General features: G+C 38.1%; 14 protein-coding genes. 5 read left to right on the top strand and 9 right to left on the bottom strand.

Annotated features, from left to right (window positions below):
- Positions 1–169 precede the first annotated feature (169 nt).
- The 4 genes from KS419_RS23920 to KS419_RS23905 form a co-directional block, all read right to left on the bottom strand.
- On the bottom strand, positions 170–898 hold the full coding sequence (locus KS419_RS23920; RefSeq protein WP_217069622.1) for an urease accessory protein UreH domain-containing protein: 729 nt from the start codon (positions 896–898) through the stop codon (positions 170–172).
- Positions 899–1,175: 277 nt separating this feature from the next.
- Complete coding sequence (locus tag KS419_RS23915; protein WP_217069621.1) at positions 1,176–1,667, bottom strand: YajQ family cyclic di-GMP-binding protein; 492 nt, start codon at positions 1,665–1,667, stop codon at positions 1,176–1,178.
- 64 nt (positions 1,668–1,731) lie between these two features.
- Entirely contained in the window at positions 1,732–3,756 is a 2,025-nt protein-coding gene (locus tag KS419_RS23910) for an ABC transporter ATP-binding protein (protein WP_217069620.1), read from the bottom strand.
- Between the two features lies 1 nt (position 3,757).
- On the bottom strand, positions 3,758–5,518 hold the full coding sequence (locus KS419_RS23905) for an ABC transporter ATP-binding protein (RefSeq protein ID WP_217069619.1): 1,761 nt from the start codon (positions 5,516–5,518) through the stop codon (positions 3,758–3,760).
- Positions 5,519–7,135: 1,617 nt separating this feature from the next.
- On the opposite strand from KS419_RS23905, the gene KS419_RS23900 reads away from it, so the two are divergent.
- Positions 7,136–7,696 carry an RNA polymerase sigma factor gene (locus KS419_RS23900; protein WP_217069618.1) on the top strand — a complete coding sequence of 187 codons (561 nt, stop codon included), beginning with the start codon at positions 7,136–7,138 and terminating at the stop codon, positions 7,694–7,696.
- Complete coding sequence (locus KS419_RS23895; protein ID WP_217069617.1) at positions 7,677–8,525, top strand: hypothetical protein; 849 nt, start codon at positions 7,677–7,679, stop codon at positions 8,523–8,525. Before KS419_RS23900 ends, KS419_RS23895 begins: the two co-directional genes overlap by 20 nt.
- A 374-nt stretch (positions 8,526–8,899) precedes the next feature.
- Here KS419_RS23895 and KS419_RS23890 read toward each other — a convergent pair whose 3' ends face one another.
- The 5 genes from KS419_RS23890 to KS419_RS23870 form a co-directional block, all read right to left on the bottom strand.
- A complete protein-coding gene (locus tag KS419_RS23890; protein WP_217069616.1) occupies positions 8,900–9,406 on the bottom strand; it encodes a GNAT family N-acetyltransferase in 507 nt (168 codons plus the stop codon).
- Between the two features lie 99 nt (positions 9,407–9,505).
- On the bottom strand, positions 9,506–10,297 hold the full coding sequence (locus KS419_RS23885) for a hypothetical protein (RefSeq protein ID WP_217069615.1): 792 nt from the start codon (positions 10,295–10,297) through the stop codon (positions 9,506–9,508).
- Positions 10,294–11,019, bottom strand: a complete 726-nt coding sequence (locus KS419_RS23880; RefSeq protein WP_217069614.1) for a fluoroquinolone export ABC transporter permease subunit — start codon at positions 11,017–11,019, stop codon at positions 10,294–10,296. Before KS419_RS23880 ends, KS419_RS23885 begins: the two co-directional genes overlap by 4 nt.
- A complete protein-coding gene (locus KS419_RS23875; protein ID WP_217069613.1) occupies positions 11,016–11,870 on the bottom strand; it encodes an ABC transporter ATP-binding protein in 855 nt (284 codons plus the stop codon). Before KS419_RS23875 ends, KS419_RS23880 begins: the two co-directional genes overlap by 4 nt.
- Positions 11,871–11,905: 35 nt before the next feature.
- Positions 11,906–12,805 (bottom strand): NAD-dependent epimerase/dehydratase family protein, encoded by a 900-nt coding sequence (locus KS419_RS23870; protein ID WP_217069612.1) that lies wholly within the window; start codon positions 12,803–12,805, stop codon positions 11,906–11,908.
- Between the two features lie 251 nt (positions 12,806–13,056).
- On the opposite strand from KS419_RS23870, the gene KS419_RS23865 reads away from it, so the two are divergent.
- The 3 genes from KS419_RS23865 to KS419_RS23855 are packed head-to-tail and all read left to right on the top strand — an operon-like array spanning position 13,057 to position 15,317.
- Positions 13,057–13,452, top strand: a complete 396-nt coding sequence (locus KS419_RS23865; RefSeq protein WP_217069611.1) for a GntR family transcriptional regulator — start codon at positions 13,057–13,059, stop codon at positions 13,450–13,452.
- Positions 13,442–14,317, top strand: coding sequence for an ABC transporter ATP-binding protein (locus tag KS419_RS23860; protein WP_217069610.1), 876 nt, complete (start codon positions 13,442–13,444; stop codon positions 14,315–14,317). Before KS419_RS23865 ends, KS419_RS23860 begins: the two co-directional genes overlap by 11 nt.
- A complete protein-coding gene (locus KS419_RS23855) occupies positions 14,307–15,317 on the top strand; it encodes an ABC transporter permease subunit (protein WP_217069609.1) in 1,011 nt (336 codons plus the stop codon). Before KS419_RS23860 ends, KS419_RS23855 begins: the two co-directional genes overlap by 11 nt.
- Positions 15,318–15,419 lie beyond the last annotated feature (102 nt).

Below are 15,419 nucleotides of genomic sequence, written 5' to 3'. Positions count from 1 at the left end.
TCGCAAGGCAACAGGGATGCAACTCAGGTAGTAGCCTGCCTGAAGTGATCCGAGCCCGTAGGCGCTGGAGCTAGACAACTTGCCCGAAGGTGCAAAAACTTATACTTTTTTTTTAAAAACACATGGGATGGTCAAAGAATCAAAGTCCCATGTGTTTTATATTTCATACTCACCAAAATGTCATAATATCAAGAATACCAATGATTATCATTAAACTTCCAGCAATCTTTTGAATAGTTAAGCCTAGTTTTCTTCCTTTTTTCATCATCTTCCCACCTAATCCCAAATACCAAATGATCACGATAGTGAGTAGAAATGGAATAGCAGTCCCTATGGCAAACAAACTGGGAAGTACTGCTCCATAAGCGGTTGATAACGTCATAGGCATGAGCAGAATGAAAAACAAGAGAAACATGGTGGGACAGAATCCTAAAGAAAAGCTAAACCCGAGCATAAACGCTCCCCATTTTCCTTGCTGTTGTTTATCTTCAGATTTCTTCCATAATCTTATCGTCCACCTCATTGTAAAAAATCCCAGCATATATATTCCAATGATGATTAAAATGGGACCTAGCAGTTTTCGAAAATACTCAAAAAAGATCGGTAGCTGCTGCTGAAATTCTTGCCCCAACAGAAAGACAATCAATCCCAGCCCAGAAAATGCCATTACTTTCCCTAAAATAAAAAAAATCGTATCGGACCATGAGATTCCTTTATTTAAGGAGTTAGTTCCATAAAGGGTAATTGCACTGACATTACTTGAGAATTGGCATGGCGCGAGCGCCCCGACCACTCCCAGTAATAAAGCAAACAAGATAGGAATCGACTCTACACTACTTGCTGCATTCATAAATGGTTCTCGTAAAAAGTTACTGATTTGATCTATATATTGGTACATTTTTTTTCTCCTAGTCAGTATAATCAATGTTACTTTACTATTTTAACAAAAATCATACCACTATTGGTGAACAAATGATGAAACAATGGTCTTCAAACAACCTTAAAAGTCTAATCGACTATGTGTCTCGGAGACGCATCTTTCGAACCACTCGCTGGAGCTAGACAATGCCCGAAGATGCCAATAAAACTAATATTATTTTATCTTTTAAAAAGAGCCTTGGTACAGGTAGTAGTTCAAAGGTAAACACCTGTCCAAAGCTCTTGATTATATTAAGTTACCGATAGTTGATGAACTGAACATCAATGGATAAATCGGCCCCTCTGATGGCAGCAATTACTGCTTGAAGATCGTCACGATTTTTTCCAGTCACACGAATTTGGTCATCTTGAATTTGAGTTTTCACCTTCAGTCCACTATTTTTAATGATCGTATTAATCTTTTTTGCCTGTTCCTTATCGATCCCTTGAATCAATTTAGCTCGTTGCCTGACTGTCCCTCCAGATGCAGGTTCAATTTTTCCATAATCTAAACTTTTTACAGAAACATCCCTTTTAATTAACTTGGTGAGAAGAACGTCTTTTAACTGCTCTAATTTGTACTCGTCGTCGGAAACTAGAACTAGCTCTTCATTATCAAGACTGATGTTGCTCTTACTACCTTTAAAATCATAGCGATTTGTAATTTCTTTTGTAGCCATTGTCACTGCATTAGTCACTTCAGACATATCTACTTGTGAAACAATGTCAAATGAACTATCCTTTGCCATAATTTACCTCCATCCTGTTTATTTTACTATTATAGGATAAAAGTATAGGAATGATCAACATCCATTAACTTGCCGAAGCTTTTCCGCCCTTTGCGCCTGCCTGAAGTTGATACATATGATAGTATCTTCCTCTCAGTTCCATCAACGCACTGTGATCGCCATGCTCGACAATTTGGCCTCGATCAAGGACAAGAATTTGATTTGCTTGCCGAATAGTAGACAGTCGGTGGGCAATGACAAAAGTGGTGCGTCCTTCTTTAACCACATCAAGTGCCTTTTGGATAACTTCTTCCGTATCCGTATCGATATTGGCAGTCGCCTCATCAAGGATTAATATTGGAGGATCGAAAACTAAAGCTCTTGCAAAGGAAATGAGTTGGCGCTGACCTGCAGATAATGTACTCCCCTTTTCCTTTACTTCTTCGTCTACCCCATTTGGCAAGGAACGAATCATATCCCCTGCCCCCACTTTCTCCAAGGCATCCATGATGGATTCTTTTGAAATGGAGGGATCATTCATACTAACATTCGTGGCGATCGTCCCTGTAAATAAAAATGGGTCCTGCAAAACGATGGCCATATGCTCCCGTAAAGCTTGTGGTGAGATAGAATGTATGTCGATCCCATCTACCGTTATTCGACCTTTTTGGTGATCATAAAACCGGAATAATATATTCATCATCGAGCTTTTTCCAGATCCTGTGTGTCCAACAAAGGCGACTGTTTCTCCCATTTCAGCTGAGAATGAAATATTTTTTAACACATAATCATCTTTTTCATAAGCAAAGGAAACATTATCAAAAACAACATCTCCCCGAAAACGTTTCACCCGTTCTTCTGATAAAGCCGTTCCCGGTTCATCCATCAGTTTAAAAACCCTCTCCCCTGCAATCCGGGCTTCTTCTAATTGGGCAAGTTGATTCACAATTCCTTGAACCGGTTCAAACAACCGGTTGATGTAATCCACAAAGGCATATAAAACCCCCATGGTTACAATGGAACCAATCCCTAATGAACCACCGCCAAAATACCAGATCATTCCTACGAATGTAAGGTTACGGATAAAGTTTACGAGATTAAAAGAAGTGGAGGCATTCAAATTTAACAATTTGTTATTAAATTTGAAATGTTCCTTATTTAAATGTTCAAATTCCTCTTTTACTTCCTTTTCCCGTCCGAACGCCTGCACTAAGGACATCCCTTGAATGTTTTCATTGATTTTCCCGTTTATGTCACTAAGTCGTTCCCTGATAACACGATTATATCTCCCAGCAAATTTCCGATAAAGAATCATCCATATTACTAAGATTGGAACTAGCAGCAGGGTGAATGCCGCAAGTGTGGAATCCAATAAAAATAAGGCGATAAAAATCCCTGTCATATAAATGATGCTTGTAAAAAACGTCGCTAACACCTTGACATAAAGTTCCCGAATAGCCTCCGTGTCGTTAGTAATTCTCGAGACAATTTTTCCAGCCGGGAGATGATCGAAATAGTTAATGGGAAGCTGGTGTATTTTCCCAAAAACATCTCCCCTCATCTGCTTAATAATCTGATTGGCAGAAGTTTGGAGTAATAAACTTTGGTAATAGTGTAATATTGCCGCAATGATGATGAGCAGAAAATATCCTCCCATTAACATGGCAATATATCGAATTTCAGGTTGGAAAAACGGAAATACTTCACTGGCTGTTAAGGGAGTAACTGGATAAATGGCTGATTCCTCACCACGCTGTATATAAAGTTCCCCGTTTTCTACCTTACGCTGTCCGTCAAACTGGACAAGACCATCGACAAAATAATAGGTTAGACCTATTTGTAAAATTTGCACTTGATTTTTCCCTGTGGGATCTCCATCAAAGCGGTCGATTCTGGTGAAATCTCTCCCATTATAACTCGCTTCTCCCCCATCAGTTGTTTCAACCCATTCCCGCTCAATTCCGAGAATATGATTATCTATCATTGTTTTTGCAATAAAAGGCCCAGTTAGTTCTGCCGCCACGGCAATGGTTAACAATGCTAAAGCAATCAGAATGGTTCGTTTAAATCGAAGTGCATAGCGGAACAATCGTTTACCTACATCTTTCATGCTATACACCTGCCTTTGTAGCCGGAAGTTTTTCTTCCATTTGTTGTTTTGTATACTGCTCAGAGTACCAGCCTTTGGATGCCATTAACTCCTCATGAGTACCTCTCTCAATCAGTTCACCATTCTCCAGCACGATGATCATATCCGCATGTCGTACGGCAGACATTCGATGGGCAGTAATAAACGTTGTTTTTCCAACCCTTTCGTTTCGAATGTTTTTGACGATCGTTGCCTCTGTTTTCGCATCCACCGCGGATAACGCATCATCCAACAACAGAATTTCAGGTTTTTTTATTAACGCACGTGCTATTGAGATCCGCTGCTTTTGTCCACCAGAAAGGGATACTCCCTTTTCACCAACGAGTGTCTCGGTTCCATGTGCGAATGTTTCCATATCTGCCGTAATAGAAGCTAAGTCCATTACACGATAGAAATCATAATCACTTGCACCTGGACGTCCGAACAAAATATTTTCGCGAATTGTTTTGGAAAACAGGAATTGATCTTGTGGTACATAACCAATCCAGCTTTTTATACAGGATAAATCAATTTCCTCAATAGGTTCTCCAGATATAAACACCTTGTTTTCTTCGATTGGATATTCACGAATAAGCTGTTTGAAGAACGTCGTTTTCCCGCTCCCTGTCTTCCCAACTACTCCAATCGTCGCTCCCGTTGGAATGGAAACAGATATATTCTTTAGAACCAATCCAGAGGAACTTGGATATTGAAAGGAAAGGTTTCTATATTCAATCGTCCCCGGTCTGTTAATCCACTTTGCTCTATCCTCGTTGACCACATCTGGATTATAGGAAAAAGTTTTATTGAGTCGGTCTAAGGAGGCACTCCCTCTCTGCATGACATTCATTAATTCTCCGAAAGCAAACATTGGCCAAATGAGCATCCCCAGATAAATGTTGAAAGAGACAAGCATACCAAGGGTAATTTCATTACGGAAAACAAGATACGTGCCGTATCCAAGACCAATCATATAACTGATTCCAACGAGGATTTTAATCGTCGGTTCAAACAAGGCATCGATTTTTGCCACGGCAATATTTTTTTTTAAGACATCATCCGTTAAACGCCCAAACCGGTTCTGGTCATCTTTTTCCTTTGTAAATGCCCGAATAACTCGGACACCTGCAATGGATTCCAGCACTTGGTCATTCATATCTCCAAAAGCAGTCTGTGCTTTCATAAACCTTTCATGAATGATTTTCCCGTAACGTTTTATAAGCCAAGCCATGATCGGAAGGGGTAAAAATGCTGCTATCGTCAACTTCAAGCTAACGGTCAAAGACATCATAAAAAGAATGACGATTAAAAAAATGGTTGAATCCACTAACGTAAGAACACCAAAACCAGTCGTAAGCGAAATGGCTTTTAAATCATTTGTTGCCTTGGCCATCAAATCTCCAGTTTTATTTTTCTCATAAAAAGTCGGAGTCATTTTCATTAAATGACTCATGTATTTTGATCGGAGTGTCCGTTCGATAATAAACGCTCCCCCAAATAATTGGCGCATCCACACATACGTTATGAAATACACCACTACCATTAAACACAGAAAAAATAATATAAATAACTGAAGTCGCTCTCTCGTTAACATTCCTTGATGGATTTCATCAATTACCATCCCCAATAACCGGGGTGGAAGGACTTCTAAGAAACTCACTATAATTAATAATACGATAGCGAGCGTATATCTTTTCCAGTGTTCTTTAAAAAACCATGTTAATTTACCTATTACTGAAAACATATAACACATCTCCTATTCAATTAAGTTGACCACTCATCTCCCGTCAACTAACCACCACCTGAAGATTCCTCTTCTGTTTTTCTTCGTTTTTTGATCCAAATAAGTATTATCATGTAAATTCCTCCAAATTTTTTTTATGTGAACGGTTTGTTCAACCGAGGTCACCGTCTTAAGAAAAGCGCAAGCGCCTATGAACACGAGCGTAGGGCAGTGCAGGAATGACAACAGAAGTCCGACTTTTGACTTCGGTTGTCACTTCCGAAGTGCCCCGTAGCGAGTAGGCGGTGGAGCTAGACAACTTGCCCGAAGGTGCAAAAACTTATACTTTCTTACCTTTTTAGAAAAGCGCAAGCGCCTATGTGTCTTCCTCTACTCGTATTTTGTATTTCAAAGAAGTCCTCCGTCCATCGGGCATGTCACAACCTGTGACATCCTGAAGGTACCAAAACTTATACATTCTTATCTTTCAGGAAAAACAAAAAAACACACAGACGCATGGCCTGTGTGTGATAGTGTAAAATATTTCCATCAAGAAGCAAACATCTATTCCTTGTTTCTTCTTTGAGAATATTAGATACAATATAAAAAGGCGCACGTCACGCTTTCCATGCGTAACATACACCTAAAAAGAACAAAAGAAGTGAAACGTTCTTTAAAAATAAACGTCTTTCTTAGGTGGAGTCACGGCATGATTCCTATGAAGTTGGTTAGTATTCATAACTACCAGAGCTAATTTACGTAATTTGATCATCGTGTTCTCCTCCTTTCGAAATAGTTTAATTATCTTGATTTTATACTACATGAATCGTAGCACTATTTCCAAGATTTAGTCAACTGTTTTTTTGAAAAATTTGGTTTCTGGTAAGTTGAATTTAGATATACAAAGGAGCAACACGGAAACGAATGAAAAGCTGACAACGAGTTTGTCAAAACGAACTAGTTACTCTCAACAAAGATAGTGCATTTTCACAGTAGACTTCCATGAAAAGTTGGAATTCTCACCTTGGAGAATGAAAAAAAAGTCATATCTTTTTATAACAAGACTTTGAGGAATGAGTGAAAGTGTGCGAGACGCCTACGGAAGAACGAGCAGAACGAGACCCCGCAGGCGTCAATTCATCTCGAATCACCACAGAAAGCCGAGGAGGCTCGTTGATCGTCCGTGGCAAGCGAGCAACACGGAAACGAATGAAAAGCTGACAACGAGTTTGGCAAAACGAACAAGTTACTCTCAACAAAGATAGTGCATTTTCACAGTAGACTTCCATGAAAAGTTGGAATTCTCACCTTGGAGAATGAAAAAAAGTCATATCTTTTTATAACAAGACTTTGAGGAATGAGTGGAAGTGTGCGAGACGCCTACGGAAGAACGAGCAGAACGAGACCCCGCAGGCGTCAATTCATCTCGAATCACCACAGAAAGCCGAGGAGGCTCGTTGATCGTCCGTGGCAAGCGAGCAACACGGAAACGAATGAAAAGCTGACAACGAGTTTGTCAAAACGAACAAGTTACTCTCAACAAAGATAGTGCATTTTCACAGTAGACAAAAAAAATCTATCAAAGATGAAACTTTTTTTAACAAAGTAGAGTTACATAGGTGAAAGGGGGCAAGTAGCATGTCTGAGTTTAATGACCGTGCGTTGATCCTGGAGGCATTGGACGGTAATGATGAAGCATTTCAAGAAATTATACAATTATATCACGTAACAGTAGAACGCTTTGCAAGACAAATAGGTGTCCGTGAAGAGGACCTTCCAGACGTTACTCAAGAGGTTTTTATAAAAGTCTATCGGTTTCTCGATAAATATTCACGAGGGAAATTTTCTACCTGGTTATACAGTGTTACTTTAAATGTGGCTAAAGACTTTTTCCGCAAGCAAAAACGGGAAAAGCGAAAGGTGGAAAAAACGATTCAAGAAAGACCAGTTTTATCTTATGAAGAAAATCTTGATTTATCGGATGATGGAAGAATCCTTCATAACGTAATCAATCATATGGATGAGAAATACCGAATTCCAATCGTTCTTTTTTACTTTCATGATGCATCAATTAAGGATATTGCAGCGATCATGGGGATGAGAGAACCTACGGTGAAAACACGGTTAAAGAGAGGAAAAGAGATATTGAGAAAAAAATTAGAAGAAGGAGGCTATGAATATGAGCCAAGAGCGCTTTGAAAAGGGCATGGATGAGTTAAAACAAAAGTATAATCAAGTTCAACCAGTAACCTCATCCAAAGAAATATTTCAATCCGTTCAACAATCCAAACGTAACAACTCTATGGTACGCTATTGGCCCATGCTCGCTGCCACTATTGGAATATTTGTGATAGGAGGCATTCTTTTAGGGTCGATCCTTAGCGGAACCGAAATGGGGCAAGGTTCTGGAGATAACCCTTTAACAACTGGGGATAATGGAGAGATGGAAATCGCTGGTTCAGATGGAGACGAGACTTTGGAAAGTGAGAATGGGGAAGTTACAGATCCAAACGAACCAGTAGAATATGCTGTTAGTGACCGTCAACAAACATTAACTAATACGTATTCATTAGAAGGACAGGAAGAAGTAGTGACGTATAACCTTTATGTAAACGAAGGTTTAGGTTTTTCCACTTATCTTGAACCTGGTGTAGAAGTATCAGAAGTATCTTCCGGTGAGGGGGATGGGGTAAAATATACACACTCGGAATTATTTCACTTCACGATTTTAAAGGCAAATGAGTTAGATGATAGTTCTTTAGCTGCGTGGGAGAATTCCGTTGCTACACGATATGATGCCGATGGGTTCAAGCGTCACGATGTGGGTGAAAAATTGTCACAAAAAGCTGATGTACAAGGAGTTTGGCTATCAGAGAGAGACGGCTATAATGACTTATTCCGGTATTATGCATTGGTGGAAGCAAATGGCGCTATCTACTTGGTAGAAGCAGAATACACAATCGAAATGATGGAAGGCCGTTTCCCTTACACAGTTCAAACATTTGTGGATAATATGGAATTTCATTGATAAAACAAAGGAAAATAAGAAAAGCACAAGCGCCTAAGAACACGAGCTTAGGGCAGTGCAGGAATGACAACTAGAAGTTCGCTCTTTGACTTCAGTTGTCACTTCCGGAGTGCCCCCGCAGCGATTAAGAACAACTGAAAAAGTTTAAAACCACTTTTTCAGTTCCTTTTATTTGTATGGCAATGGCTACGCTCATTGCTTAGGGACTGTAAAAGTGGAAAAGCACCACTTTTTCAGTTCCCATGCGAGTAGGCGGTGGAGCTAGACAATGACCGAAGGTGCCAAAACTTGTACTTCCCTTTAAAATCGTAAAAAGAGGGCACGTCATTGAAAAATTGATGCGTGGCCTCCTTTTATTTTTTGGTTCCTTTATCTTATGCGCGTAAGAGTTTTGACATATAATACTCGTCCACCAATTCCCCATTTACTTTTAATGAATTTCGCTTGACTCCTTCAATTTCAAATCCCATTTTTAAATAGAGATGTAAAGCCGATAGATTATTTTTCATAACAGTAAGTTCCAGGCGCTCTATTTTTTGCTCTATCGCCCACTCTTCCATGGTTTGAAACAGCTTCTTTCCTAACCCTTGTCCACGATGCTTTTCAATAATTCCTGTGGCAATATATCCCGAGTGTTTGTTCCGATTCAATTGTCCACCAAAGAAGGCCAGATACCCTACTAATACTCCACTCTGATTATCCACAACAAAAATTTCACTAGTTGGGTTTTCCTTTAGCTTTTCCAACATTTTCTGTTGTTGTTCAACTGTAATCTTCCTTTCACCAGGCTCAAATAACATATACATGGTTTCTTTATCCAGTTGGTGGTTCATTGCCAGAAAGGCCTCTGCATCACTCACATTAATCTTTCGGATTTCCATGAACAGTACTCCTCCCATCAAAATAGTGCCAATCTCTTACCCTATTATACTCTTAAAATGGTGTTCACAAATTTGTCGGGGACCTGGTCCCGGAGTATTTTATAAACTATTTTGCAGTTTCTTATAGAAAAGCCAAAGGATTATAACGTTATTAGCCATGCTACCAATAAACAATCCAAACCAGTTCCTTACTAATCCAAAATATTCTCCGGTTATGGATGCAAATAGCAGTTCAACACCCCATGTAAATGGAATTAAATAGGCTATAACAGTCCACCAGTTATCAAATAAATAACTTGCAAAAGGTGCAATGGTGAGAATGGAAATCATCTTTGTATAAGTCATTCCTTCTACCTTGTTGTTACACAATGAGGCTAAGTACATGGTGATAATAGGTCCGTACAAAGAAATGGATAAAATGGATAATCCTAATAAACCCCAATTCAATTTACTTTCATCACTTAAAAAAATTACTCCCATTATTACAGAAATAATCAAGGATATAATAACTGGAAGTGTTATTCGATAACCGATAAACCCCATTTTTTTCATCGGGGTAATTTCCATATAACTAAAAATACCATCATCTTTTTCATCCAGAAGCAGAAAACCAGTAAGCATCCCTACCATCATCGGAGTCATAATAAGGATAAAACCGATGATTATCGTCCGATGATCCAAGAGTTGGAAAGTGGTATACTTGCTTAATTGATCGTCTACATAGGGAATTCCATACTGAACCAAGAAGAACATGATAATTGGGATCATTAGTACAAGAATCATTAATGGATCCCTAAAAATGTTTCTCGCATCTCCTTTAAGAAACATATTTACTTGCCCAAATGAAAATCTAAATTTCCCCTTGTTTAGAGCGTGTGAGAAACGTTTCATACAGAAACCACCTTGCTTTCCCCTGTATTAGAAAGAATATAGCGGTTAAAACGTCGTGCTGCAATGAGATATGCTACCACTCCCCAAACGAACAAAAGGAAAACATGTAACAGTTGTGGTCGAATAGGTCCCAGACTGTTGGTCCCACTTAATGCCAAATCAAAAAGGATGAGGGCAGAATAACTTGGCATAACCTCCAGGATCCACAAAGGTATCCATTCTAAGTAACTTAACAGGGGTATGTATAATAAAAGCATTAACATAATTGCCCTAAACATAAAATGATTTAAGGACGGCGCATCTACTGAAATAGCCAATCCGCATGATGTAAAGAAAAAACTGCACAGTAGAACAGCAAGTGTCAACCAAAAGAAAGAGACCATTCCTCCCAAAGTGAAGTAACCTATAAACAGACTGGTAATCCATGCAATCACAGATAAAGATAAAATCTTAGAACAAAGATACCACTTAAGTTTTACAGGAGTAATAAAAAGATAGGTTAATAGTTGTTGGTTTCTCTCGAGCATGACGATGGTACCCACAAAAAAGAAACCGAGAGTTCCAGGGTCTGTAAAGATGACAAGTACACTCCAGAAACCGCGGTACTCCATTGGAATAAATAGAAGTATTGCAATATAAATAATGGTTACAAAGGCATAAATATAATAAAACCCATGACGGAATTGAAACTGAATATCCTGTTTCATTAACTTGCCCATCATTGTAATTTTCTCCCCGTCACTTCAATGAAAATATCCTCTAACGTTTTTTCGTTTGTATTAATTCTCACAAGTTGATCTTGCTGTAATATTTTTTGAAACTCCAGTTGTGTTCCCAAATGTTTCATTTCGAAAGACGCTTGTTTCTCGATCCCTTTCTCTTTGAATACAACGGTAATCTCCTTTTGACTATAGCTGTTTTTTAAATGGTCAGGGGAATCTATCAATTTCACTTCCCCATCCACAATAAAAGCTACCCTGTCACAGAGAATTTCGGCCACGTTCATATTATGAGTGTTCAATATTATTGTCTTTCCCGCTTCCTTCATTTGAACAATAAGTTCCCTTACTTTTTGTACATTCAACGGATCTAATCCAGATGTTGGTTCGTCGAGAAATATAAGTTCCGGATCATGTAAGAAAGCCCGGACAACATTCAAACGCATTTTCATCCCCTTAGAAAAATCCGATACTCTAGTTTCAAGAACATCCCCTAATCCCACTTTTTCCATCAACTTCTCTATTGATTCTCCTTCTTTTTCATAAAATGATTGAAAGAATTGGAGATTCTCCTTTGCAGTGAACTTTTGATAAAAATTGGGTGTTTCAAATGCCACACCAAGAGTGTTATAAAAGTCCGTAGTAGCTTTATTCACATCTTGATGAAGAACAGATACAGAACCTTGATACCCCTTCAAAACACCGATCAATATTTTTTGAAGTGTACTTTTACCTGCACCGGAAGGACCAAGAAACCCAAATATTTCACCAGTTGGAATAGTTACATTCACATTTTTTATAGTAGGCTCCGTATTTCCAGGATAAGTGAAAAACAAGTCTTTTACCTGAATCATAATATGCCCCCTAACAAATTACTTAGTAAATCTTCTTATTTTTCTGAAGCAATAATAGCTTCAATCAATGGTTCAAACCACTCAGATAATGGCTTAAAAGAGTATCCTGCTGCCTCTGCTACAGAAACATCTTGATAAATGGAAACTGGAAAGTTCATCGGAGAGTTCTCTTCTTTCGTCTTTGGAACGACAACATGAGCTTTCTTTTTCAGTTTTTCTTCAATGAGGTGAATCATATCACCTAATGAAACATAGTCCGGTGCAGACGTATTAACAGGCCCTACTAAATCATTAAATCCTGCCCAAAATAAAAATTGTGCTAAATCGTCTGAATCTACAAAAGATATTTTTTTATCTAACGGATCAATCCCAATAGCTTCTTCCTGTAACACTTTCCTCACATAATAATGAAGGCGTTCCGTATAATCATCTAATCCCAATACGATAGGCGGACGGGCAGCAATGACAGGAAAACTGGCTTCCTGAAAGAAAACTGCTTCTGCAAGTCGTTTTCCTTCTGCATAATCAAATGCCCCCATCCGTCCATCCTTCACAGAAACTGAATAAGGGTCAAAATCCTTTTCTACTTTTTTCTCACTTGCACTGTCATCGAATGGATATACTGCCATGGTAGAAGTTAAAACATATTTTTTTACACGTCCCTTAAAGATTTCGCAAGAGTCCTTTGCATCGTCAGGAGCAAAACAAATTTGATCATAGATGACATCCCAAATTATTTCCCCATGAGAAAAAGCTTCTTTCATGGATTCCTTATCAAAACGATCTACTTTTATTCGGGTCACTGTATTTCCAAAATCATCCTCCGTCTCTCCCCTTGTGGCAACGGTAATCTCGTCGCCATTTTCTATCAGTTTATGTACTAGTCTTTTCCCAAAAAATCGTGTGCCGCCCAAAACTAAAATTTTCCTTTTCATATAAACCCTCTCTCATTCCTAGATTTTTAGTGACTGTTTCAACTTCATACTATTTTGACGATAATTTTAATACAAAGGATTTAGGATATTTTATACTATCTGTCGAATATCCACAACTTTCAACACAAATCTTCGCACTTGACGAATACATTAGAATCGAGATATACTTCAAGTGTACTATACATAATAATACACTTGATACATGGTCAATAAATAAATTGTTTTAACCCTAAAAATGAGGTGGTGAAACCATGTACTTTAATATTGACCCGAGAAAAAATACTCCTTTATACGAACAGATCATTCACCAGGTGAAGGAGATGTGCGCAAAGGGAATTTTACTACCGAATGAAAAACTGCCTTCGGTTAGGGAACTTTCCTCCCAAATGGTTATTAATCCAAATACAGTGAGTAAAGCCTATCAGGAACTAGAACGTCAAGGGGTCATAGTTACCATTCGTGGACGGGGAACATTTATATCAGAAGAATTTCATCAAACATACGATCCAAGGTTGGTGGAGAAATTGAAACAGTCATTAAAACAGATGATTATCGATAGTCATTATGCCGGAATATCGAAAGAAGAACTGACAGAATGGATCGAAAAAGTCTATGAGGAAATGGGAGGTAATTCAGATGAAAATTAAACATATCTCTAAACGTGTCCATCAAAATCAGATTTTATCAGATATTGATTTTGAAGTGAAGACAGGGAGCATCGTTGGAATCGTTGGCCGTAACGGAGCAGGAAAAACCACCCTCCTTCGAACAATGGTTGGCATTCTTAACCCGACTAAAGGGGATGTTCTCATTAAAAATGAAAGTATTTTTTCCAATCCAAAATTAAAGGAGAATATTATCTTTGTTCCTGATTCCTCAGAAGCACTTAAGAACTATAGTACAAAGGAAATGCTTAATTTATATAAAGGCATCTACAGCCGTTTTGATGAAGAATACTTTCACGAACTAATGGATCGTTTCTCACTTCCGGAGGTTAAAAAAATCGGTAACTTGTCTAAGGGGATGAAGGCATTATTTTCCTTAGTTGTGGCTTTCTCAACACGAGCTAAATACATTTTACTGGATGAACCAACAGATGGATTGGACGTGATTGTTAAAAAAAGGATTTTGAAGATATTAGTCGAAGAAGTGGCCATTAACGATGTTTCCGTAATTATTTCATCTCACCGTCTGGATGAACTGGAGTTTATGGCAAATGACATTGTCATTATTAAAGATGGAAAAGTGGAAAAGCATTATGAGTTGGATTCCATGAAATTAAATTATTTAAAAGCACAAGTTGTCTTTAAGGAATACATGCCGGAAGACTTAAAAAATCATATTACTGTCATAAACCAAACGGGACGTGTATACACTATTGTTTTTGAAAAAAAACGTGATGAACTTCGTTCTTTAATTGAAACGTTCCAGCCAATTCTATATGAGGAACTCCCAATTTCATTGGAAGATATTTTTATCGCAACATTAGGAGGTGAAGACATTGTTTCATAAAGCACTATGGTATCAAAATTTTAAACAGACACGAATGATTGTAGGTATTTTACTCGTACTCTTTATACTTTACTTACCTTTTTTTATCATGTTATCAATCGGATCTTGGCAGGAACAGGTAGAACACTTTTCTCAATTTCCAGATTCAGAGTTTACGTTATATGAATATGAGGTCTATAACATTTTTTCTGTAGGAATCTTCCCCTTTTTAGTGGTAATAGGGATCATCTTTTTCGCGGGTTTATTAATTGGTGTGGAAAGAAACACACGGAGAATGGATTTTACGTTTTCCCTGCCCTTCTCTAGGCGTGAAATTTTCATGGCAAAGTGGCTTTATGGAATACTCGTTATTTTCGTTTTCCACCTGATTAATTTTTCCATAGCATATGTTATTCTATGGCAATCCGAATTTAATTACGCGTTATCGTTTGTAAATTTAACAGAGATTTATTTTGCCCCAATCTTTGTTTTTCTATTGTTTTTTTCCTTTGCTATGTTCATTGGGACCATTGCCGGGGAAATGATTACACAAGTAGCACTAACTTTTATCTTTTCCATATTCCCAGTTGGGGTCTTCTTCTTGCTCCACGGATTTTTGGAATTACATTTAAATACGCACTTTTTATACATCCCAGAATGGGTCGGAAAAGTCACCCTGTTCTTTTATTTGTTTGAAATAACTAGTCAACCAATCAACTTATTTTTCCCAATAAGTGGGATAATTTTATTTACAGTACTAAGTCTCATCTTATATGAACGTAACAACATTGAGCATAATGGTGAATTCCTAATTTTCAAGGTGCTACACCCGATCTTCCTTATTGGTATTACAATCTGTTTTTCCTTACTAGGGGGCATAATCGTTTCTTCCCTTGCACCTTGGAATGCAGAAATGTTACGAATCATTTCCTATTGGTTTGGATTTACCGTGTTTCTTGTTTTCTCTTATTTAATTTCAAGACGCCTGCTACGTATGAACCTAACCATTAAAAATAAATAAAAGTGATAAGAAAAGCGTAATCGCCTAAGCTCACGAGCGTAGGGCAGTGCAGGAATGACAACAGAAGTCCGCTCTTTGACTTCAGTTGTCACTTCCGAAGTG

The organism is Evansella tamaricis, from assembly GCF_019042215.1.
Taxonomy (GTDB): domain Bacteria; phylum Bacillota; class Bacilli; order Bacillales; family Salisediminibacteriaceae; genus Evansella; species Evansella tamaricis.
Note: the sequence above shows the minus strand (reverse complement) of the source record. Positions and strands in the feature narration are given on the sequence as shown.